Here is a 20,410-nt window from a genome sequence, read left to right as displayed (position 1 = left end):
CGCTGTGCACACAGGTCTGGCCTCGTAGGCAACGCAGCATCTGCCGCTGCATCTTCGACTAGAGCTGTCTGCGTTGGACCGAGACACGCTTTTCATGACCACACCTTTGGTCAGCCACCCGACCCCGGCGCGATTTTCATGTATGATATGCGCCCTCCAAAAGCCCGACTGTCCGAGAGCACCCCATGCAGCTTTCTTCGCTCACTGCGGTTTCCCCTGTAGACGGCCGTTATGCCGGCAAAACCCAGGCCCTGCGCCCTATCTTCAGCGAATTCGGCCTGATCCGTTTCCGCGCCCTGGTCGAAGTGCGCTGGCTGCAGCGTCTGGCCGCCCACCCGCAAATTGGCGAAGTGCCAGCGTTTTCTGCTGAAGCCAACGCCGTGCTGGACAGCCTGGCCAGCGATTTCAAGCTCGAGCATGCCGAGCGCGTCAAGGAAATCGAGCGCACCACCAATCACGACGTCAAGGCCATCGAGTACTTGCTCAAGGAGCAGGCAGCCCAATTGCCGGAACTGGCAAAGGTCAGCGAGTTCATCCACTTCGCCTGCACCAGTGAAGACATCAACAACCTGTCTCACGCGCTGATGCTGCGTGCCGGTCGCGACGACGTGCTGCTGCCGCTGATGCGCCAGATCGCTGAGGCCATCCGCGCCCTCGCCCATCAGCATGCCGACGTGCCCATGCTCTCGCGCACCCACGGCCAACCCGCCTCGCCAACCACGCTGGGCAAGGAACTGGCCAACGTGGTCTATCGCCTGGAGCGCCAGATTGCCCAGGTAGCCGCCGTTCCGCTGCTGGGCAAGATCAACGGCGCTGTGGGCAACTATAACGCTCACCTGTCGGCCTACTCTCAGATCGACTGGGAGCAGAACGCTCGCGCCTTCATCGAAGACGAATTGGGCCTGCAGTTCAATCCCTACACGACGCAGATCGAACCGCACGACTACATTGCCGAACTGTTCGACGCGATCGCCCGCTTCAACACCATCCTCATCGACTTCGACCGCGACGTCTGGGGTTACATCTCGCTGGGCTACTTCAAGCAGAAGACCGTCGCCGGCGAGATCGGCTCCTCGACCATGCCGCACAAGGTCAACCCGATCGACTTCGAAAACTCCGAAGGCAACCTGGGCATCGCCAACGCGCTGTTCCAGCACCTGGCCAGCAAGCTGCCAATCTCCCGCTGGCAGCGTGACCTGACCGACTCCACCGTGCTGCGCAATCTGGGCGTCGGCTTCGCCCACAGCGTCATCGCCTATGAAGCCAGCCTCAAGGGCATCGGCAAGCTGGAAATCAACACCGCCCGCATCGCCGCAGACCTCGACGCCTGCTGGGAAGTGCTGGCCGAGCCGATCCAGACCGTGATGCGCCGCTTCAATATCGAAAACCCGTACGAGAAGCTCAAGGAACTGACCCGCGGCAAAGGCATCACGCCAGAAGCGCTGCAGACTTTCATCGAAGGTCTGGATATGCCTGCCGAGGCCAAGGCCGAGCTCAAACTGCTGACGCCAGCCAGCTACATCGGCAACGCAGCTGCGCAGGCCAAACGCATCTGAACGGCGCCCTGCGGACCACGCCCGGCCTAGCCGGGCGTTTTTATTCCCGGATTAAAATTTCTTATTTTCAATAGGTTGAGCATGAATCCTGATACTCCACTGCAGCTGCTTGGCGGCCTCACAGCCCGTGAATTCCTGCGCGACTACTGGCAGAAAAAGCCCCTGCTGGTACGCCAGGCATTCACCGACTTCGAAAGCCCTATCGATCCCGACGAATTGGCCGGCCTGGCACTGGAAGAGGAAGTGGAATCGCGCCTGGTGCTGGAGCACGGCGAGCGCCCCTGGGAAATGCGTCGCGGGCCGTTCGAGGAAGATACCTTCGCTACCCTGCCCGAGCGTGACTGGACGCTGCTGGTCCAGGCAGTGGACCAGTTCGTCCCAGAAGTCGCCGAGCTGCTGGAGCATTTCCGCTTCCTGCCAAGCTGGCGCATCGACGACGTGATGATCAGCTTTGCCGCTCCCGGCGGCAGCGTCGGCCCACACTTTGACAATTACGACGTGTTCCTGCTGCAAGGTCACGGCAAACGCAACTGGAAGATCGGCCAGATGTGCGACAGCGACAGCGCACTGATCGAACACGCCGACCTGCGCATCCTGGCGGACTTCGAGCAGAGCGACGAGTGGACGCTGGCGCCGGGCGACATGCTCTATCTGCCGCCACGCCTGGCCCACTACGGTGTAGCTGTCGACGACTGCCTGACCTACTCGGTCGGCTTCCGTGCGCCCAGTGCCGCCGAGGTGCTCACCCATTTCACCGACTTCCTCAGCCAGTTCCTGCCTGACGAGGAACGCTACAGCGACGCCGACGCTCAGCCTGTCAGCGATCCCCATCAGATTCAGCACGACGCGCTGGATCGCCTGAAAGCCCTGCTGGCCGAGCACATGGGCGACGAGCGCCTGCTGCTGACGTGGTTCGGCCAGTTCATGACTGAACCCCGCTATCCCGAGCAAGTCGCAGGCGAAACGCTCACCGAACAGGATCTGCTCGACAGTCTTGAACGTGGCGCCATACTGATTCGCAACCCTAGCGCTCGCCTGGCGTGGTCGGAAGTCGATGACAATCTGCTGCTGTTTGCCAGCGGCCAGAGCCGCCTGCTCTCAGGCCACCTGCGCGCACTCTTGCAACTGATTTGTTCCGCCGATGCCCTGCACAGTGAAAACCTTGCAGAGTGGCTGGAAGAGGAAGAAGGCATCACGCTGGTATGCCAGCTGATTCAACAAGGAAGCTTGGGATTTGCCGATGAATAAAATCCGCGTTCGTCTCGCCGACTGGCATAAGGACAATGCCGACATCCAACGCATCCGCAACGCGGTGTTCGTGGCCGAACAACACGTGCCGCCTGAGTTGGAGTTTGACGCCGAAGACCCAGGTGCCGTGCATTTTCTGGCCATGGAGGGCGACTACTCGATAGGCACTGCGCGCCTGCTGCCAGACGGCACCATCGGCAGGGTATCGGTACTCAAGGATTGGCGAGGACTGAAGGTCGGCGACGCCCTCATGAAGGCGGTGATCAATGAAGCGCAAAAACGCAACCTGAAGCAACAGATGCTCAGTGCGCAAGTCCATGCGACCGCGTTCTATGAGCGCCTGGGCTTCAAAGTGGTCAGCGAGGAGTTTCTAGAGGCGGGCATTCCGCATGTGGATATGGTGCGCGACTCAAGCGAAATCGCTTGAGCGCCAGCCTGGCCGATACTGGCCAGGCTGGCGCTCAATCAGGCCAGCGCCTGCAAATAGGCACTGGCCTCGCGGTAGCGACTAAGACGCGCCATATCGACCGGCCCCGGACAAACCAGGCGAGAAAGGTCACTGTTGTCTGCAAGGTCTGCCAGCTTGACCTCACGGGCCAATGGGTCGCTTCCCAGCCGCACCACGAAGTCCTCATAGCGCTCATTCTCGCGCCGGCTCAGCGCGAGAAGCGCGGCAAGTATCTTGAGAGGAAAGCCTTCACGTGCCAAATCGGACAAAGTCACCGAGGTATCTTCGAGCACATCGTGAAGCACGGCGACAATTCGCTGCTCAGGGGTCGACACCCGCGCCATGACCCTGAGCGGATGCAGGATATAGTCCGCACCACCCTTGTCCAACTGCCCAGCATGAGCTCGGGTCGCCAGTAAAATTGCTCGCTCCAGGCTAGACATGCCCCCTCCTTCAACGCTCACATAGCCGAACCGCATGACGCCAACGCGCTTAGCCTGGCGCCGTGCCTGCTCAGCATAGCCGGCAAATGTCCTTGGACATCAATACCCTGGCCGCGCCAGCGCTGCGGTGCCGGTTCATTGTCACGTTGGACCGGCAACGGGCGCGTTTAGTTTTGCACAAAGGAAAGATTGCCCAACCCAGATTACCCGCCAGCCAGCAACCACAGGCCGGCGGACGAATCAGCGCTGAGCACCATGCTGAATTACGATCGAGTCCGTACCAAGCCGAGCCATGACATCGGCCTTGCGCGCATCGGCCTCATCCCTGGAGGGGAACGGCCCCATCAGCACCACCGGCTTGCCCTCTCGATAGTCGACGCGCGAGGGAATACCCTTTTCCAAAAGTCGTGCGGTCATGTCGGTGAGCGCTCCCATGTTAGGTCCTTGCACAACCTCAACGTCCCAGCCTTCCGGCGCTGGCTCGCCCGCTAATGCATCCGCGCGGCGCTGCAAGTCGGCACCGCCGCAGACCTCGCGAATGCGCAGATTGTTGCCGCTATTATCCACCAGTATCTCGTATTGACCGTCATGCTTGATCGCGACGTAACTGCGATAGGGCTCATACTGACCCGCGTCGTCCTTGCCGCGCACCTGACCACAGATCGAGCCTTGAGTGTCGATCCGCACGTTGGCGAACTTGGCGCTCTTGGGGTTGTGCAGATGCTCTGCGACCTGCTTGTGCACACCCTCGACTTCGTTCTCGCAGCCCGCCAGGGCTATTATCGCCATCACCACCGTCAGCTTGCGCACGCATCTATCTCCTGAGTCGAAGGGGCAGGATTCTATCATGCTGGCAGTGAGAGACCGACGCTCGCGCTGTCGCACCCCACAACCTTGATCCTGGGAGGAAGACGCGGGAAAACACGTAAAACGAAAAGGGCGATCCTTTCGGATCGCCCTTTTCGTCGATTTGGTAGGCACAATTGGACTCGAACCAACGACCCCCACCATGTCAAGGTGGTGCTCTAACCAACTGAGCTATGTGCCTGTCGTGTGGTGCGCATATTAGAGCTCGCCTACGCACCTGTAAAGCGTTTTCTTCAAAAAAATCAAAAACTTTGCGACTTCGAAAATCAGCAACATGCAAAAGGGGCGACCCTTGCGGATCGCCCCTTTCGTCGATTTGGTAGGCACAATTGGACTCGAACCAACGACCCCCACCATGTCAAGGTGGTGCTCTAACCAACTGAGCTATGTGCCTGTCGATGAGGGCGCATTCTACGCATCATAAAATTGCTGTCAACTGTTTTTTTCGCGCTAACCTACTGATTATTAAAATATTTGCCCCGCGCAGATGGCATTCCAGGGTGTGAAGGATTTTCAACAGGTGACTAGCGGGTGTTTATTATTATTGATAGCATCGCTCCATGCGTTAAAAATATAAAACACGAGGTTTCCATCATGGCTCACACCCCCTACCCACAGTCTTACTACGCCGCCTCGGCCAACCCGGTGCCGCCACGTCCGGCGCTGCAGGGTGAGGTGGAAACCGATGTGTGCATCATCGGCGCCGGCTACACCGGTCTCTCCAGCGCCCTGTTCCTACTGGAAAGCGGCTTCAAGGTCACGGTGCTCGAAGCCGCTAAAGTCGGTTTCGGCGCGTCGGGTCGCAACGGTGGCCAGATCGTCAACAGCTACAGCCGCGACATCGATGTCATTGAGCGCACCGTTGGCCCACAGCAGGCGCAGTTGCTTGGCCAGATGGCTTTCGAGGGGGGTCGCATCATCCGTGAGCGAGTCGCCAAGTACAACATCCAGTGCGACCTGAAAGATGGCGGTGTATTTGCCGCGCTGACCAGCAAACAGATGGGCCATCTCGAATCGCAGAAACGCTTGTGGGAGCGCTTCGGTCACAATCAACTGGAGTTGATGGATCAACGACGCATCCGCGAAGTGGTAGCCTGCGACAACTATGTCGGCGGCATGCTGGACATGAGCGGCGGCCACATCCATCCGCTGAACTTGGCCTTGGGCGAGGCGGCTGCAGTCGAATCACTGGGCGGCGTCATCTATGAACAGAGCCCGGCAGTACGCATCGAGCGCGGCAGCAATCCCCAGGTACACACGCCACAAGGCAAGGTACGCGCCAAGTTCATTATCGTCGCAGGCAATGCGTACCTGGGTAATTTGGTACCGGAGCTGGCAGCCAAGTCCATGCCCTGCGGCACCCAGGTAATCACCACCGAGCCCTTGAGCGAAGAACTGGCCCGCACCTTGCTGCCGCAGGATTACTGCGTCGAAGACTGCAACTACCTGCTCGACTACTACCGCCTGACCGGCGACAAGCGGCTGATCTTCGGCGGTGGCGTGGTGTATGGCGCGCGGGATCCTGCAAACATCGAAGCGATTATCCGTCCAAAAATGCTCAAGGCGTTCCCACAGCTCAAGGACGTAAAGATCGATTACGCCTGGACCGGCAACTTCCTGCTGACGCTGTCGCGCCTGCCGCAGGTGGGCCGTATTGGCGACAACATCTACTACTCCCAAGGTTGTTCAGGTCACGGCGTAACCTACACCCATCTGGCCGGCAAGGTGCTGGCCGAGGCGCTTCGCGGCCAGGCAGAACGCTTCGACGCCTTTGCCGATCTGCCGCACTATCCGTTCCCTGGCGGCCAACTACTGCGCGTCCCATTCAGTGCCCTGGGTGCCTGGTATTACAGCCTGCGCGACCGCCTGGGGTTCTGAGCGGCGCGATTCTAGAAAGTAAGGGCCGGAGCTCGGCCCTTCCTCCAGGCATGAACATCACCCAGCGCTACTGTCCCAGACTACGCAGCGCCTGTTTAGCGGCAATCTCCTGGCCTTCTCGGGCCAGCTCATCGGCAGCCTTCACCCAACGCTGGCGGTCAACTCCAGCAGGCAACCGGCTGGGCGATTGAACCAACACGGCCCAAGCGCCCTCCTTGACCCAGGCACCCTCGAAAGTATCGAAATCCAGCAGATGGCGCCGGCTCATGCCTGAACGCAACAGCACACGTTGCTTGTAACGGTCGTAACCGATCAGCACGGCATAGCGCGGCTCCCCAAACAGCGCGGATCCATCGTGGTAGCGCAGCAGCACGGGATTGCCCGCAGCCACCTGAGTCAACAAGGCATCCAGACGCTTGTCCAGCGGATACACCACCCTTCCATATTCGCGCGCTACTCGCGCAATCGCGGCTTCCAATGACGCCGCACGCTCTGGCATGCCCAGCGCATTGTCCAGCAGACCCGGGGTGATGGGCGCGCCTTGTTGTGACAGCAAGGCGGCCAAGGCCATGGCGCTGCTGTAATTGGCGTTACCGCGATAGAACGGCACGCTGCTGATCTCTACGCGCTGGGGCAGTCGGTCGAGCGCGGCCGGCGCAGTCGAAGCACAACCGGTGAGATTCGCGGTCAACAGCAAGGCCACCAGCCACCTATACCGACCACCGCTCAAGGACTTGAGAAAATCGTGCGACATGAACACTCGCTTGTATCGACGCCTGGCTGACAGTGCCAGGCACTGGGGGCTGATCATAGGCGCCTGGGGGGTTCGGGTACAGCCCGCGGCGGGCGTGAAGCCTAATCCCCCTGACGGCTAGACCTAAGGTCAATGGAACGTCATGGGCGCAGCGCTACACTAAAGAAGTGTCTGGAGGGTCGAGCCGAAAGCTCGCCCGAGAGAAGGAGGCACGTCCATGAGCCTGACAATGGCAATTATCACGTTGATCGCAATGTGGCTAAGCGTGGCAGCGGCCATGCTTTGGGGGGTACTGCGCATCGCACGTCGCCATGCCCGTCCATACCACAACCCAACCACCGATTCGCCCAAGCCACAATCGCCTGGCCGCGCACGGCGGCATGCGGGGGCACATTGACCTGACAGGAAAAGGGGCTGTCGCCAGCCCCCTGTTTCCTACTCAGGCGTCCATCTGCTCACGCCGAATGCGCGCGCGTCTCACCATGATATTAAGCACCTCGATGGCGGTCGAGAACGCCATCGCCGCGTACACGTAGCCCTTGGGTACGTGGGCACCGAAACCTTCGGCAATCAGGGTCATACCGATCATGATCAGGAAACCCAGGGCCAGCATCACGACCGTGGGGTTGTCGTTGATGAACTTGGCCAGAGGATCAGCAGCGACCAACATCACGATCACCGCGCTGATTACGGCGATGATCATAATCGGCAGGTGCTCGGTCATGCCCACGGCTGTAATGATGCTATCGACCGAAAAGACGATGTCGAGCAACAGGATCTGACCGATTGCGGCAGCGAAGCCGAGTGTCACGGTATTGCCACCCTTCGAGGTTTCTTTCGCACCGCGTGGGTCTACGCTTTCATGAATCTCTTTAGTCGCCTTCCATAGCAGGAACAAGCCACCTGCGATCAGGATCATGTCTTTCCAGGAGAATGCGTGACCCAACACTTCGATAACCGGCTCGGTAAGCTGGACGATCCAAGCCACCGTCGACAACAGCGCCAAGCGCATGATCAACGCCATGCTGATACCGATGCGCCGCGCTTTTGAGCGATAGGCCTCAGGCAGCTTATTGGTGAGGATGGAAATGAAAATCAGGTTATCGATGCCGAGCACGATTTCCATTGCCACCAGCGTAGCCAAGGCCACCCAAGCCGTCGGGCTCGCGGCAAGTTCCAACAAGTATTCCATTTAGTGCCTCTTCGCTCAGATGTCTTGGGTATCGTGCTTGTCTTGATGGTTTTCCGGCTTGGGCGGTTTTCCACCCAAGGTGTCGTTCAGCGCTTGCTGAGCCGTTTCGTGCGTTTTGTCGATCGCCTGTCTGGCCGACTCCGCGGCCTGATCGAGCACGCGTTGCGCAGACTGTTCGGCCTGATCGCAGCCTGCCGTAGTCAGCAGCACCAAGGCCAGTACCAAAGGCGTACCAATGGATTTCAGTTGTAGCATGGTGTCCTCACTTGTCGATGTCCCGCGACGCAGCCGCGCCTATAGGCAGGCATTCTATGCAGGGCAACACTTCAGGAAAATTCGTATTTTTACCGGGTATACTTCGGTTTTTACGAAAGCTCAGACATCCCATGCTTAATTATCGACAGCTCCACTACTTCTGGGTCGTGGCCAGGACTGGCAGCATTACCCGTGCCAGCGAGCAATTGAATCTGACCCCGCAAACCATCAGCGGTCAGATCAGTCTGTTTGAGCAAACCTATGATCTGCAGTTGTTCCAGCGTGTCGGTCGTCAATTGGAACTGACTGAAACCGGCCGCCAGACGCTGGCCTACGCCGAGCAGATGTTCCAGATTGGCAGCGAACTGGAAACCTTACTGCGCGCCGGCCCCGAGGAGCAGATCCTGTTTCGTGTCGGCGTGGCGGACGTGGTACCCAAGTCGATCGTCTATCGGCTCTTGGCACCGACCATGGCAGCAGATGAAACACTGCGCATCAATTGCCGCGAAGACAAACTCGAGCGGCTGCTGGCCGACCTTGCCATCCAGCGCTTGGACCTGGTGATCTCTGACAGCCCCATGCCAAGTCATCTGGATATCAAGGGCTACAGCCAGAAACTCGGAGAGTGCGGCCTGAGCTTCTTTGCCACGCACGCGCTCGCCGCACGCCTGACACAATCGTTTCCAGACTGCCTTCACGATTCGCCGTTGCTCATTCCGGGCCAGGAGACGGTCGTGCGCAGCCGCTTGTTGCGCTGGCTCGCCGAACAGCAAGTACAACCGCGTATCGTCGGAGAGTTCGACGACAGCGCCTTGATGCAAGCCTTCGGCCAGTCTGGCAGCGGCATCTTCGTCGCGCCCAGCGTGATTGCCGACGAGGTCTGTCGTCAGTACGCCGTGCAACTGATCGGCCAGACTGACGCCGTGCAGGAATCGTTCTACGCGATCTCGGTAGAGCGCAAGGTCAAGCATCCAGGCATCGTCGCCATTACCGAGGGCGCGCGGCGGGACCTGTTCAACGGCTGAGCGGATCAAGCAACGCGTTCCGTCAGTCTCGCCCTACTGCGGCTGTGCTACAGTCCACGGTTTGTCCGAATCTGGAACCGCGCGGCACATGATCCCCATTTTTCGTCTTCTGAACCGCACCAGCCTGGTGATGCAGATTCTTGTCGGCTTGGTAGCCGGTATCGCCCTGGCCTTGATAGCACCCAGTCTGGCTCGTGATCTGGCGTTCCTGGGCAAGGTGTTCGTGACGGCGCTCAAGGCGGTTGCGCCGATTCTCGTGTTTGTCCTGGTCATTGCCTCCATCGCCAATCATCAGCAAGGACAACAGACCCATATCCGACCCATCCTGTGGCTGTACCTGCTGAGCACTTTCGGGGCTGCAGTCGTTGCCGTGGTGGCGAGCATGGCGTTTCCCTCGTCGTTACTGCTGAGCACCCACGAGGCCACACTGGCGGCACCCGGGGGCATAACAGAAGTGCTGCAAGGTCTGCTGTTGAGCGCTGTCGACAATCCGGTGAGCGCCTTGGTGAATGCCAACTTCATCGGCATCCTGACCTGGGCCATCGGCTTGGGCGTGGTGTTGCGCAAAGCGGGCAAGGCCACACGGGGCGTGATCGACGATGTGTCCAACGGCGTTACCGAGTTGGTGCGTCTGGTGATCCGCTTCGCGCCGCTGGGTATTTTCGGTTTGGTCACCGCGACCTTGGCCGAGGCTGGGCTGGGTGCGCTGCTCGGTTACCTGCACCTGCTGGGCGTGCTCATCGGTTGCATGCTGTTCGTGGCGCTGGTGATGAACCCGTTGATCGTCTGGTGGCAGATCCGCCGCAACCCTTACCCACTGACCCTGCTGTGCCTGCGCGAAAGCGGTATCACGGCGTTCTTCACCCGCAGTTCGGCGGCGAACATTCCGGTCAACCTGGCATTGTCGCAGCGCCTGGGCCTGCATGAAGACACCTACTCCGTGTCGATTCCCCTGGGCGCAACCATCAACATGGCGGGCGCAGCCATCACTATCACCGTATTGACGCTCGCGGCAGTCCATACGCTTGGTATTGGCGTGGATCTGCCTACCGCTGTACTACTCAGCGTAGTGGCCGCCATCTGCGCTTGTGGGGCATCGGGCGTGGCTGGCGGTTCGCTGCTATTGATTCCGCTGGCCTGCAGCTTGTTCGGCATCCCCAGCGAAATTGCCATGCAGGTTGTAGCCGTCGGTTTCATCATTGGCGTCCTGCAAGACTCGGCGGAGACCGCGCTCAACTCGTCCACTGACGTACTCTTCACCGCCGCCGCCTGCGAAGCCATGGAGCGACGGGCAGCCTGAGCGTATCCAGCAATTGCCTGCGTGAGGGACAGGCCCTAGGCTAATGGCCTTTCCTAGCGACAAGGCAGGACCATGTCAGAATATGAAAGCACAGGCGAAGGCCGCTTCAACGGCATCGAGATCCGTATCCTCGGCTCGCTGATCGAAAAGCAGGCCACCAGCCCTGAGAGCTACCCGCTGACGCTTAACGCGTTGGTCCTGGCCTGCAACCAGAAGACCAGTCGCGAGCCGGTGATGAATCTGTCTTCTGGCCAAGTGGGCCAGGCCCTGCGAGCACTCGAAGGGCAAGGCATGACTCGCCTGCAGATGGGCAGCCGGGCAGACCGCTGGGAGCACCGGGTGGACAAGGCACTGGAACTGGTTCCGGCCCAGCAAGTATTGATGGGGCTGATGTTTCTGCGCGGACCGCAAACCGTCAACGAGCTGCTGACCCGCAGCAGTCGACTTCATGACTTCGAAGAGCTTGAGCAGGTCCAGCATCAACTGGAGCGCTTGGTGTCACGCGGTCTGGCATTGCATCTACCACGCCAGGCAGGACAACGCGAGGACCGTTACACCCATGCCTTGGGCGACCCTGCGCAGGTGGACGCGATTCTCGCAGCACGCCAGCAGGACAGTGGAATGCGCGGCACTTCTGCGGCCGCAACCGAAGAACGTATAGACGCACTGGAAGCCCGAATCGCCGAACTGGAAGCGCGCCTGGCGCTGCTTGAGGGCTGAAACGACTGACCCGCCCTTAGCAGTCGCGAGGGCGGGTCGGTCCGGCAGGAGGATGCGGCAGCCTTACGCCGGTGCGGACGTGCGAATCAGGTGATCGAAAGCGGCCAGCGAAGCCTTGGCGCCCTCGCCTACGGCAATGACGATCTGCTTGTACGGCACGGTGGTCACATCACCGGCTGCAAATACGCCAGGGATGCTGGTCTGCCCTTTCGCATCGACAATGATCTCGCCACGCGGCGACAGCTCGACAGTCCCTTTGAGCCAATCGGTGTTCGGCAGCAGACCGATCTGTACAAAGATGCCTTCCAGCGCCAGCTCGTGGACCAGCTCGGTGGTGCGGTCCTTGTAGCGTAACCCCGTGACTTTCTCACCGTTGCCCAGCACCTCGGTGGTCAGCGCGCTGGTGATGACCTTGACGTTTGGCAGACTGTGCAACTTGCGCTGCAACACAGCGTCGGCGCGCAATTGGCTGTCGAATTCGATCAGCGTCACCTGGGCGACGATACCGGCCAGGTCGATGGCCGCCTCCACACCCGAGTTGCCACCACCAATGACCGCCACGCGCTTGCCCTTGAACAACGGGCCGTCGCAGTGCGGGCAGTAAGCCACACCACGGGCTCGGTACTCCTGCTCGCCCGGCACATTCATCTCACGCCAGCGCGCGCCAGTGGCCAGAATCACCGTCTTGGCCTTGAGCGAGGCACCGCTGGCCAGACGCACCTCGTGCAGACCACCCTCACTGGCAGGAATCAGTGCGTCGCCACGCTGCAGGTTCATGATGTCGACGTCGTATTGCTTGACGTGTTCTTCCAGTGCAGTGGCCAGTTTTGGTCCTTCGGTTTCCTGAACGGAAATGAAGTTCTCGATCGCCAAGGTGTCGAGGACCTGACCGCCGAAGCGCTCTGCAGCTACGCCGGTGCGAATACCTTTACGCGCGGCGTAGATGGCTGCGCTCGCGCCGGCAGGTCCACCACCGACCACCAATACATCGAAAGCATCTTTGGCGTTGATTTTCTCGGCCTGACGACTCCCGGCATTGGTGTCGATCTTGCCAAGGATTTCCTCCAGGCCCATACGACCCTGGCCGAACACCTCACCGTTGAGGTAGACGCTGGGCACTGCCATGATCTTGCGCGACTCGACTTCGCCCTGGAACAGCGCACCGTCGATGGCGACGTGGCGGATGTTGGGATTGAGCACCGCCATCAAGTTCAGCGCCTGGACCACATCCGGGCAGTTCTGGCACGACAACGAGAAGTAGGTTTCAAAGGTGAAATCGCCCTCCAGCGCCTTGATCTGTTCGATGACTTCGGCACTGGCCTTGGAGGGGTGGCCGCCAACTTGCAGCAGCGCCAGCACCAGGGAGGTGAATTCGTGACCCATCGGGATGCCGGCGAAGCGCAGGCTGATATCGCCCCCTGGGCGGTTGAGCGAGAACGAAGGGCGACGAGCATCGCTGCCGTCCTCGCGCAGAGTGATGAGGTTCGACAGGCTGGCGATTTCAACCAGCAGGTCGTGCATTTCTCGGGATTTCGCCCCGTCGTCGAGGGAGGCAACGATCTCGATCGGCTGGGTGACCCGCTCCAGGTAGGTTTTCAGTTGCGATTTAAGCGTGGCGTCCAACATACGGGCGATTCCTTTTTTCAAAACTCGGATACAAAAACGCCCAGGCGAACTCGCCCGGGCGTTTGACGGGGCAGTGAAGCGTTCAGCGTTGGCGGCTGCTCACCGCCCGCAGTCGGCGCATGACCTTAGATCTTGCCGACCAGGTCCAGCGAAGGTGCCAGGGTGGCCTCGCCTTCTTTCCACTTGGCCGGGCAGACTTCGCCTGGGTGAGCGGCTACGTACTGGGCAGCCTTGACCTTGCGCAGCAGCTCGGTCGCATCGCGGCCAACACCGCCATCGTTCAGCTCGACGATTTTGATCTGGCCTTCCGGGTTGATGACGAAAGTACCGCGATCGGCCAGACCGGCTTCTTCGATCAGCACATCGAAGTTGCGCGAGATAAGGTGGGTCGGGTCACCGATCAGCGGATACTGGATCTTGCCGATGGTGTCCGAAGTGTCGTGCCAGGCCTTGTGGGTGAAGTGGGTGTCGGTGGACACGCCGTAGATTTCCACGCCCAGCTTCTGGAACTCGGCGTAGTTGTCGGCAAGGTCGCCCAGTTCGGTTGGGCAGACAAAGGTGAAGTCGGCTGGGTAGAAGAATACGACGGACCATTTGCCCTTGAGGTCGGCTTCGCTGACCTGCACGAACTCGCCCTTGTGGTAGGCAGTGGCGTTGAACGGCTTGACCTGGCTGTTGATGATTGGCATGGAAACGCTCCTTCGAGGGTTGATTAACTGGGGTGTGTAACGTTCGATGGGGTTAATCCTATCCAATGGTCTGAGCGATAGCTCATTGGCAAAGCTCATATTGATGATTGGTTTTGGCTATAAGCTGTCGATTCGATAGCGTGATCCTGACTATGAATCGGCCTGAGCGGCGAGACAGCGGGCATCACTCCCATCGCTCACTTCCAGCCAGCAAGAGGCTTCGGCGCCAGCGCCCCAAGAAACCCGGACCCGCCCCTGCTCGTCCGGCAAGCGAATATGCAGTCGGCTGCCCTGCCCAACCAGGCCCACTTCCACACCCTCTGCATCGAATACCTGAGCCCCGAATGGCAACACGTTGCCATGCCCGTCGCGAGCCTCCAGCACACGCAAACGGCCACTGCGCGTCGGGTAGCTCAGCAAGGTCGCGGCGCCCGAGCGGGGAATGACCGACTGGCCGCTGACCTGCAACTCGACGTCCCGAGACATGCCTTGGGGGTCGAGCTCGACGGTGTTGACGCTATAGGGACTCAATGACGGCACCACCGCAAAGCCTCGGGCGTCGAGCCGTACACTGGGATGCTGCTGAATAGCCGCAGCATGGGCATGGGGGGCATGAACGATCGCGAAGCTTTCACCCAACGACTGCGACAGCATCACACCACCCGCATGGCCCACCACGGCGCCACGCGCACCCAGCGCTAGCTGCCGCGACCCCGAGTGTTGCGCCAATGCCGCCGTCCACTCTCCAGCCGAACTGCGGTGCAGCAGGTTGGCATCCAGGCCCGCCCCACCTCCAGCACCTGCCTGTTGCGTAGCGGACAGTCCATACCCCCACTGCCCCGCCTCCCCGGCAGTGGCACTCCAGCGCAGGTTGCTGGCTCCTCCACCCTCGGAGTCCCGATTCAAGCTGCTGCTCAGCGAGCCTCGCCGCTGCTCGCCAAGCGGCAGGCTCATCGTCAGCCTCAGCGCATTCGATTGGCCGCCGATACCCCGGTACTCGCGCGCGAGCGTCAGACCGTAGGAGAGCGATCCCAGATGATGGTGATAACCCACGCTGTACTCGCTGTTGCTCGCAGTATCCGCCCAGCGCTCACCGCCGCTGGCGCTCAGGCTCAGGCGCCCCCCACCGGGCAGGCGCTGATGAATGCCCAGCGCTGCACGCCATCGCTGACTCATGCCTGGACGGCCGGAGCCAGCAGCCCGCGCGAATTCGTTGAAAGTGGAGTAATGCGCGTTATGGCGCTGGGTAAGGCTGGCACTCAGGTCCGTGGCAATCGGCGCGATGCGCTGGCGCCAGTTCAGGCGTAGCGCTTGCCCCTGGACTGGGCGGCGACGCGCTGCAGCACTGCGCGCATGATAGCCGGTCAAACCAAAGGCACCGACAGGGCTGTTGATCGCGGCGCCCAACGCGCCGGCCTGATAGCCTTCAGCTATCCAGGCACCGCCATGCACGCTGAAAACGTTGTTCAGGCCCTGCTGCCAACTGCCTTGAACATGACCCGGGCCAGTACGCCCCACATCGTCGCGCCATACACCTGCACTGAAATCCAGACGGCTGGCGCCTTCACGCAACGCCAGTGGCGCGGCTTGATAGGGCACGGTGAATCGTCGCACGCTGCCGTCAGATTCGCGCAGGGCTACCTCGAGGTCGTCGTTGAGGCCACTGGCAGGTAGGTCGTCCACCTCGAACGGCCCTGGGGGGACCGTCGTTTCGTGCAGCAGTGCGCCCCGCTGACGGATGCTCAGCAGCGCCGTACTGTTGGCCGCTCCTCGCACCACCGGAGCGAAGCCGCGCTGCGACCTGGGCAGCATACGCTCATCGCTGGAAAGACTCACGCCACGCAGGGGGCTACTGTCGAAGACCTCCCCTGCCGCGTAACTGTCGCCCAGCGTAACCTGAGCCCGCCACGTCGGTATGTCGTGCCGCACCGACGTCGCCCCCGCGCGGTAGTGCGCCGCGCCACCCGCGCTCGCACGGGCACTGCCCTCGTGACGCCAGTACCAGGATCCCGTATTCAAACCGAGGTGCAGGCCAAGGTAGCCTTGTCGGCTGCGCTGGCCATGGCGAAGGTCGTGCTGTTCGTGGACATTGAATCGATAGTCGACAAAGCCCGCGGTCACACCCGGGTCCCAGGTTTCCACCGGCAGGTGATCCTGGGGCTGGCGTCGCAAAGCCGACTGAGCGATATCCAGGCTCAACCGCAGGGCGCCAAAATCCAGGTCTTCACTGGCGAGCAGCATGAGAGAAGACAGCGCCACGCAACTGCCCGCCTGCGCCAACGCCTTGAGCGGGCGAGGCGCCAACTGGGTCATGTCCAGCCCCAGGCTGTCGAGTAGCGCCTGGTCGTAACATGGCACGGCCTGGCCTGACGGATCGAAGACCCTCAGGGAAATCGCGCGACGCCCGATCCATTGTTGATTGAGCAAGACGTCCAGGGTGTAGTCGCCTTCGGGCACCCCAGCGCTGATCTGATAGCGGCTCACATCCAGGGTGCTGCCACCGCGCAGAAGCCCCGCGTCGAATTCCACCGCAGCACCGAGTTCGGCCACCATGCCTGTGACACTCAGAAACCAGCGCCATCTGCCTGCTGTCCAGGCGCGTCTAACCTTCATGGCCGCGCTGCAGCGCTGCAGAGGCAGGTCGCGCAGCACCGAAGTCGTCCAGGTATTCGTAGCGGACCTCAGTGATCGAGGCCGGACGCTGCGGTTGTTGAGACAGAACGAAGCGCGCCTTGCCATAGGGCGGGACGTGCCCTGCCAGAGCCGCCTGAACAGCGTTCGCGTCGGCAGCTTCCAGTTTGCCGAGATTGACATGGTAGGGCGTAGGATTGTTCGCCTGCAGCGCCCAACCCTCTGTGCTGCGGACCACGTTCCAGGTCACCTGTTCATGGGCCTCTGCAGGCTTGCCAGACAAGCCCTGCGGGCGATAAAACAACTTGATACGGCTGCGCAGGGAGATCTGCAGGCTATTGGTGCCGCCGCCTTTGGGCGGGACGTCGAGCACATTGAGCCAGTACAGGCTCTCGCGGTCGTGCGGCATCTCTCGGCCATCGTGGAAAATCCTGAGACTCTGCTGCTTGGCCGGATCCAGACGAAACAGCGCCGGCGCCAGGCTGAACGGGCCCTGCAACTCACCCTGCGCATCGTCCGCCCCACCTTCGTCGACCCACGCTTGTACCAGTGACGGCTGGCGCCCTTCATTACTCACCCTGACGGTGACCTCAGGCGCCCCGGCCGTAAAGATGACGCGGGTGGTAGCGATCACTACGCTGGCGCTAGCCTGCACACTGGCGAGACACGCAACCAGAAGCGCCACCCGCACGAGAACGCTGCGTGAAAACGTCATGACTTAAAACTCGATGTCGGAAAACGGGACGCCCCACAAGTGGACGGTCCCGCAGGAGGGTCCTAGAGGTAGTCCAGCGAGTAGCGAACGCGGGAGCTGACAGCCCCGGGCGTCGTATTGCCAGTCGAGTAATACTGGACGAAGTAGCTCAAGGTCGCGTTTCCGTCCACGATGTCGACGACCTGGGAATTCTGATTGCCCTTGACCGCCGCCAAGTCCATCACACCCTTGCTGCTGTTGAGCAACTGCAGTTCGACGTTGCTGCTACCGCCAGCATCGACGATCAACCGCCCCTGATCACTGATGCCCGGACCCGGCTCGAAATAGGTCGACACCCTGCCCAGATGGCTGCAGCCGCTCAGTTGCAGTGCGAATGCCGTCTGCCCCTCGACATCCCCTGGGCGGACCAGCTTGGCAGCGTTGACGTCTGGCAGGGTGACCGGCAGGTTGCCATTGCCGCCGTTGACGGTACAGGTTGGCGCCAACACCCGTCCCTGAAAGCTGATTTCGCCATGGTCGGCGTGGGCGCTCCCCATTACCAGCAGCGAACCGCAGAGCCCCATCACACTTTGAGTCAACCTATTCATGTGTTCTTCCTGAAAAGAACGGCGAGGCTTATGCCGAGCCGGCGCCTGATGCGACGCCGCCACAGTATCGGCAAGAACAGGTAGAGGCTCTGTCAGTGATAGGAAGGAAATCCTCTGGAGACCACCATGCCAGCCGTAGGATTCAATGCCCCCGGTTGACAGATGTGCTTACCGTATTGCAGTGCGCATGGTCACGAACTCTTCGGCGGCCGTGGGGTGCACACCAATGGTTTCGTCGAACTGTTGCTTGGTGGCCCCTGCCTTGAGCGCGACACCCAGCCCCTGGATGATCTCGCCCGCATCAGGACCGACCATGTGGCAACCCAGGACCTTGTCGGTATCGGCATCCACCACCAACTTCATCAGGGTCTTTTCCTGCACATCGGTGAGCGTCAGCTTCATGGCGCGGAAGCGGCTTTCGAATATCTGCACCTTGTGCCCCGCTTGCAGCGCTTGTTCTTCGGTCAGCCCCACGGTACCGATCGGTGGTTGGCTGAACACGGCCGTTGGAATGTTCTGGTAATCCACCGCACGGTATTGCTCAGGCTTGAACAGATGACGCGCCACGGCCATGCCTTCTGCCAGGGCGACCGGCGTGAGCTGCACGCGACCGATGACATCGCCCAGCGCGAAAATCGAAGCCTCGGTGGTACGGTAGTGATCGTCGACGCGTATGTAACCGCGCTCGTCCAGCTCCACGCCGGTCGTTTCCAGTCCGAGGTCATCGAGCATCGGACGCCTCCCGGTGGCGTAGAAGATGCAGTCGGCGATCCGTTCACTGCCATCCTTGAGCGTCGCCTTGAGGCTGCCGTCGGCCTGCTGGTCGATGCGTTGGATGTCCGTATTGAATTGCAGGTCCATGCCGCGCTTCTCCAGTTCCTCCTTCAGATGGGTGCGAACCGACCCATCGAAGCCGCGCAGGAATAGGTCGCCCCGATACAACAAGGAAGTGTCGGCGCCCAGACCCTGGAAGATGCCGGCGAACTCCACCGCGATATAGCCCCCACCGACCACCAGCACCCGACGCGGCAGCTCCTTGAGGTAAAACGCCTCGTTGGAGGTAATCGCCAGTTCCTTGCCAGGAATATCCGGCACGTGCGGCCAACCACCGGTGGCGATGAGGATGTTCGCGGCACTGTAGCGTTGGCCATCGACCTCCACCTCATGGGCACCGGTAATGCGCGCATGCCCCTGCAGCAACGTGACGCCGCTATTGACCAGCAGATTGCGGTAGATGCCGTTGAGCCGCTCGATTTCACGGTTCTTGTTGGCGATCAACGTGCCCCAGTCGAAATGCCCTTCTTCGAGGGTCCAGCCATAGCCGGACGCCTGTTCCATTTCATCGGCGACATGGGCGCCGTACACCAGCAATTTCTTCGGCACACAACCGACATTGACGCAGGTGCCGCCCAGGTATCGGCTCTCGGCCACCGCCACCTTGGCGCCGAAGCCTGCGGCGAAACGCGCAGCGCGCACGCCACCGGAACCGGCACCAATCACGAACAGATCAAAATCGTAGGCCACTTTCCGTACTCCATGAAAAAAGCTGCAAGTTTCAAGCGGCAAGCTGCAAGAAAAGGCAGCTCGGCTTGCAACTTGCAGCTCGTGACTTACAGCTTATAGCTTATTGCTCAGTAAGCCTTGCCGGTCTTGTAGTAGTGCTCGAAGCAGTAGTTGGTGGCGTCGATGTAGCCTTCGGCGCCGCCGCAGTCGAAGCGCTGACCCTTGAACTTGTAGGCGATGACGCAACCGGAGCGTGCCTGCTCCATCAGCGCGTCGGTGATCTGGATCTCACCGCCTTTGCCAGGCTCAGTGTTGGCGATGATGTCGAAGATGTCCGGCGTGAGAATGTAGCGACCGATGATCGCCAGGTTGGATGGCGCGTCTTCGGGCTTGGGCTTCTCGACCATGTTGGTCACGCGGAAGATGTCGTCGCGGATCATGTCACCCGCGATCACGCCATACTTGTTGGTTTCCTGCGGATCGACTTCCTGGATGGCCACGATCGAGCAGCGGAACTGGTTGTACAACTTGACCATCTGGGTCAGCACGCCATCGCCTGTGGGGTTGACGCACAGGTCATCGGCCAGCACAACGGCGAAAGGTTCGTCGCCGATCAGCGGGCGACCGGTGAGAATGGCATGGCCCAGGCCTTTCATTTCGGTCTGGCGGGTGTAGGAGAACGAGCACTCGTCCAGCAGACGACGGATGCCGACCAGGTACTTCTCCTTGTCGGTACCCTTGATCTGGTTTTCCAGCTCATAGCTGATGTCGAAGTGGTCTTCCAAGGCACGCTTGCCGCGGCCGGTGACGATCGAAATCTCGTTCAGGCCGGCGTCCAGCGCCTCCTCCACGCCGTACTGGATCAGTGGCTTGTTGACCACCGGCAGCATTTCCTTGGGCATGGCTTTGGTAGCAGGCAGGAAGCGAGTGCCGTAACCGGCTGCCGGGAACAAGCATTTTTTGATCATAAACA

The 20,410-nt window shown here is 60.7% G+C and carries 20 protein-coding genes and 2 tRNA genes; 8 read left to right on the top strand and 14 right to left on the bottom strand.

The window, feature by feature from the left end; all coding sequences use genetic code 11:
• The first annotated feature begins 185 nt into the window (after window positions 1-185).
• The 3 genes from purB (at window position 186) to ACK2SD_RS10430 (ending at window position 3,231) form a co-directional block, all read left to right on the top strand.
• Window positions 186-1,556 (top strand): adenylosuccinate lyase, encoded by a 1,371-nt coding sequence (purB, locus tag ACK2SD_RS10440; protein WP_304482540.1) that lies wholly within the window; start codon window positions 186-188, stop codon window positions 1,554-1,556.
• A gap of 81 nt (window positions 1,557-1,637) precedes the next feature.
• Entirely contained in the window at window positions 1,638-2,804 is a 1,167-nt protein-coding gene (locus ACK2SD_RS10435; RefSeq protein ID WP_317872490.1) for a cupin domain-containing protein, read from the top strand.
• Window positions 2,797-3,231, top strand: coding sequence for a GNAT family N-acetyltransferase (locus tag ACK2SD_RS10430; RefSeq protein ID WP_412462063.1), 435 nt, complete (start codon window positions 2,797-2,799; stop codon window positions 3,229-3,231). Before ACK2SD_RS10435 ends, ACK2SD_RS10430 begins: the two co-directional genes overlap by 8 nt.
• Window positions 3,232-3,269: 38 nt before the next feature.
• On the opposite strand, the gene ACK2SD_RS10425 is transcribed toward ACK2SD_RS10430, so the two are convergent.
• From ACK2SD_RS10425 to ACK2SD_RS10410, 4 genes are all read right to left on the bottom strand, one after another.
• Complete coding sequence (locus ACK2SD_RS10425) at window positions 3,270-3,695, bottom strand: GTP pyrophosphokinase (protein WP_039578456.1); 426 nt, start codon at window positions 3,693-3,695, stop codon at window positions 3,270-3,272.
• Window positions 3,696-3,935: 240 nt separating this feature from the next.
• The gene (locus ACK2SD_RS10420) at window positions 3,936-4,505 is read right to left on the bottom strand and encodes an SPOR domain-containing protein (protein ID WP_412462062.1); all 570 of its coding nucleotides are present in this window, start codon (window positions 4,503-4,505) and stop codon (window positions 3,936-3,938) included.
• 161 nt (window positions 4,506-4,666) lie between these two features.
• Window positions 4,667-4,743 (bottom strand) — tRNA-Val (locus ACK2SD_RS10415).
• Between the two features lie 136 nt (window positions 4,744-4,879).
• A tRNA-Val gene (locus ACK2SD_RS10410) sits at window positions 4,880-4,956 on the bottom strand.
• 200 nt (window positions 4,957-5,156) lie between these two features.
• Between ACK2SD_RS10410 and ACK2SD_RS10405 the strand changes: the two genes are divergently transcribed.
• Window positions 5,157-6,440, top strand: a complete 1,284-nt coding sequence (locus ACK2SD_RS10405; RefSeq protein ID WP_029612308.1) for an NAD(P)/FAD-dependent oxidoreductase — start codon at window positions 5,157-5,159, stop codon at window positions 6,438-6,440.
• 67 nt (window positions 6,441-6,507) lie between these two features.
• On the opposite strand, the gene ACK2SD_RS10400 is transcribed toward ACK2SD_RS10405, so the two are convergent.
• A complete protein-coding gene (locus ACK2SD_RS10400; protein WP_412462061.1) occupies window positions 6,508-7,251 on the bottom strand; it encodes a peptidase C39 family protein in 744 nt (247 codons plus the stop codon).
• Between the two features lie 160 nt (window positions 7,252-7,411).
• Between ACK2SD_RS10400 and ACK2SD_RS10395 the strand changes: the two genes are divergently transcribed.
• Window positions 7,412-7,591, top strand: coding sequence for a hypothetical protein (locus ACK2SD_RS10395; RefSeq protein WP_342651210.1), 180 nt, complete (start codon window positions 7,412-7,414; stop codon window positions 7,589-7,591).
• A gap of 42 nt (window positions 7,592-7,633) precedes the next feature.
• Here ACK2SD_RS10395 and ACK2SD_RS10390 read toward each other — a convergent pair whose 3' ends face one another.
• Window positions 7,634-8,386, bottom strand: a complete 753-nt coding sequence (locus ACK2SD_RS10390; RefSeq protein WP_029612310.1) for a TerC family protein — start codon at window positions 8,384-8,386, stop codon at window positions 7,634-7,636.
• Window positions 8,387-8,401: 15 nt separating this feature from the next.
• A complete protein-coding gene (locus ACK2SD_RS10385) occupies window positions 8,402-8,641 on the bottom strand; it encodes a hypothetical protein (RefSeq protein WP_317872487.1) in 240 nt (79 codons plus the stop codon).
• Between the two features lie 131 nt (window positions 8,642-8,772).
• Here ACK2SD_RS10385 and nhaR point away from each other — a divergent pair, with 131 nt between their 5' ends.
• The 3 genes from nhaR (at window position 8,773) to ACK2SD_RS10370 (ending at window position 11,686) form a co-directional block, all read left to right on the top strand.
• Entirely contained in the window at window positions 8,773-9,666 is an 894-nt protein-coding gene (gene nhaR / locus ACK2SD_RS10380; protein ID WP_412462295.1) for a transcriptional activator NhaR, read from the top strand.
• A gap of 88 nt (window positions 9,667-9,754) precedes the next feature.
• Window positions 9,755-10,966, top strand: a complete 1,212-nt coding sequence (gene sstT / locus ACK2SD_RS10375; protein ID WP_116888501.1) for a serine/threonine transporter SstT — start codon at window positions 9,755-9,757, stop codon at window positions 10,964-10,966.
• A 72-nt stretch (window positions 10,967-11,038) separates the two neighbouring features.
• Window positions 11,039-11,686, top strand: coding sequence for a YceH family protein (locus tag ACK2SD_RS10370; RefSeq protein WP_412462060.1), 648 nt, complete (start codon window positions 11,039-11,041; stop codon window positions 11,684-11,686).
• 63 nt (window positions 11,687-11,749) lie between these two features.
• Here ACK2SD_RS10370 and ahpF read toward each other — a convergent pair whose 3' ends face one another.
• The 7 genes from ahpF to galU all read right to left on the bottom strand — a co-directional run bounded on the left by ahpF (window position 11,750) and on the right by galU (window position 20,405).
• Window positions 11,750-13,312 carry an alkyl hydroperoxide reductase subunit F gene (gene ahpF / locus ACK2SD_RS10365; RefSeq protein ID WP_412462059.1) on the bottom strand — a complete coding sequence of 521 codons (1,563 nt, stop codon included), beginning with the start codon at window positions 13,310-13,312 and terminating at the stop codon, window positions 11,750-11,752.
• 125 nt (window positions 13,313-13,437) lie between these two features.
• Window positions 13,438-14,001 (bottom strand): alkyl hydroperoxide reductase subunit C, encoded by a 564-nt coding sequence (gene ahpC / locus ACK2SD_RS10360; protein WP_029612316.1) that lies wholly within the window; start codon window positions 13,999-14,001, stop codon window positions 13,438-13,440.
• Window positions 14,002-14,151: 150 nt separating this feature from the next.
• Window positions 14,152-16,554 carry a fimbria/pilus outer membrane usher protein gene (locus ACK2SD_RS10355; protein ID WP_412462058.1) on the bottom strand — a complete coding sequence of 801 codons (2,403 nt, stop codon included), beginning with the start codon at window positions 16,552-16,554 and terminating at the stop codon, window positions 14,152-14,154.
• 49 nt (window positions 16,555-16,603) lie between these two features.
• The gene (locus ACK2SD_RS10350; RefSeq protein WP_412462057.1) at window positions 16,604-17,347 is read right to left on the bottom strand and encodes a molecular chaperone; all 744 of its coding nucleotides are present in this window, start codon (window positions 17,345-17,347) and stop codon (window positions 16,604-16,606) included.
• Window positions 17,348-17,409: 62 nt separating this feature from the next.
• Window positions 17,410-17,934, bottom strand: a complete 525-nt coding sequence (locus ACK2SD_RS10345) for a fimbrial protein (RefSeq protein ID WP_295482717.1) — start codon at window positions 17,932-17,934, stop codon at window positions 17,410-17,412.
• A gap of 168 nt (window positions 17,935-18,102) precedes the next feature.
• A complete protein-coding gene (gene gorA / locus ACK2SD_RS10340; RefSeq protein ID WP_304482550.1) occupies window positions 18,103-19,458 on the bottom strand; it encodes a glutathione-disulfide reductase in 1,356 nt (451 codons plus the stop codon).
• A gap of 107 nt (window positions 19,459-19,565) precedes the next feature.
• Window positions 19,566-20,405 (bottom strand): UTP--glucose-1-phosphate uridylyltransferase GalU, encoded by an 840-nt coding sequence (gene galU / locus ACK2SD_RS10335; RefSeq protein ID WP_039578479.1) that lies wholly within the window; start codon window positions 20,403-20,405, stop codon window positions 19,566-19,568.
• Window positions 20,406-20,410: the final 5 nt, after the last annotated feature.

Source organism: Pseudomonas sp. SC11 (assembly GCF_047039205.1).
Classification (GTDB): Bacteria; Pseudomonadota; Gammaproteobacteria; order Pseudomonadales; family Pseudomonadaceae; genus Aquipseudomonas; species Aquipseudomonas boreofloridensis.
The sequence above is the reverse complement of the archived record's forward strand: the minus strand, read 5'-3'. Positions and strand labels throughout refer to the sequence as shown.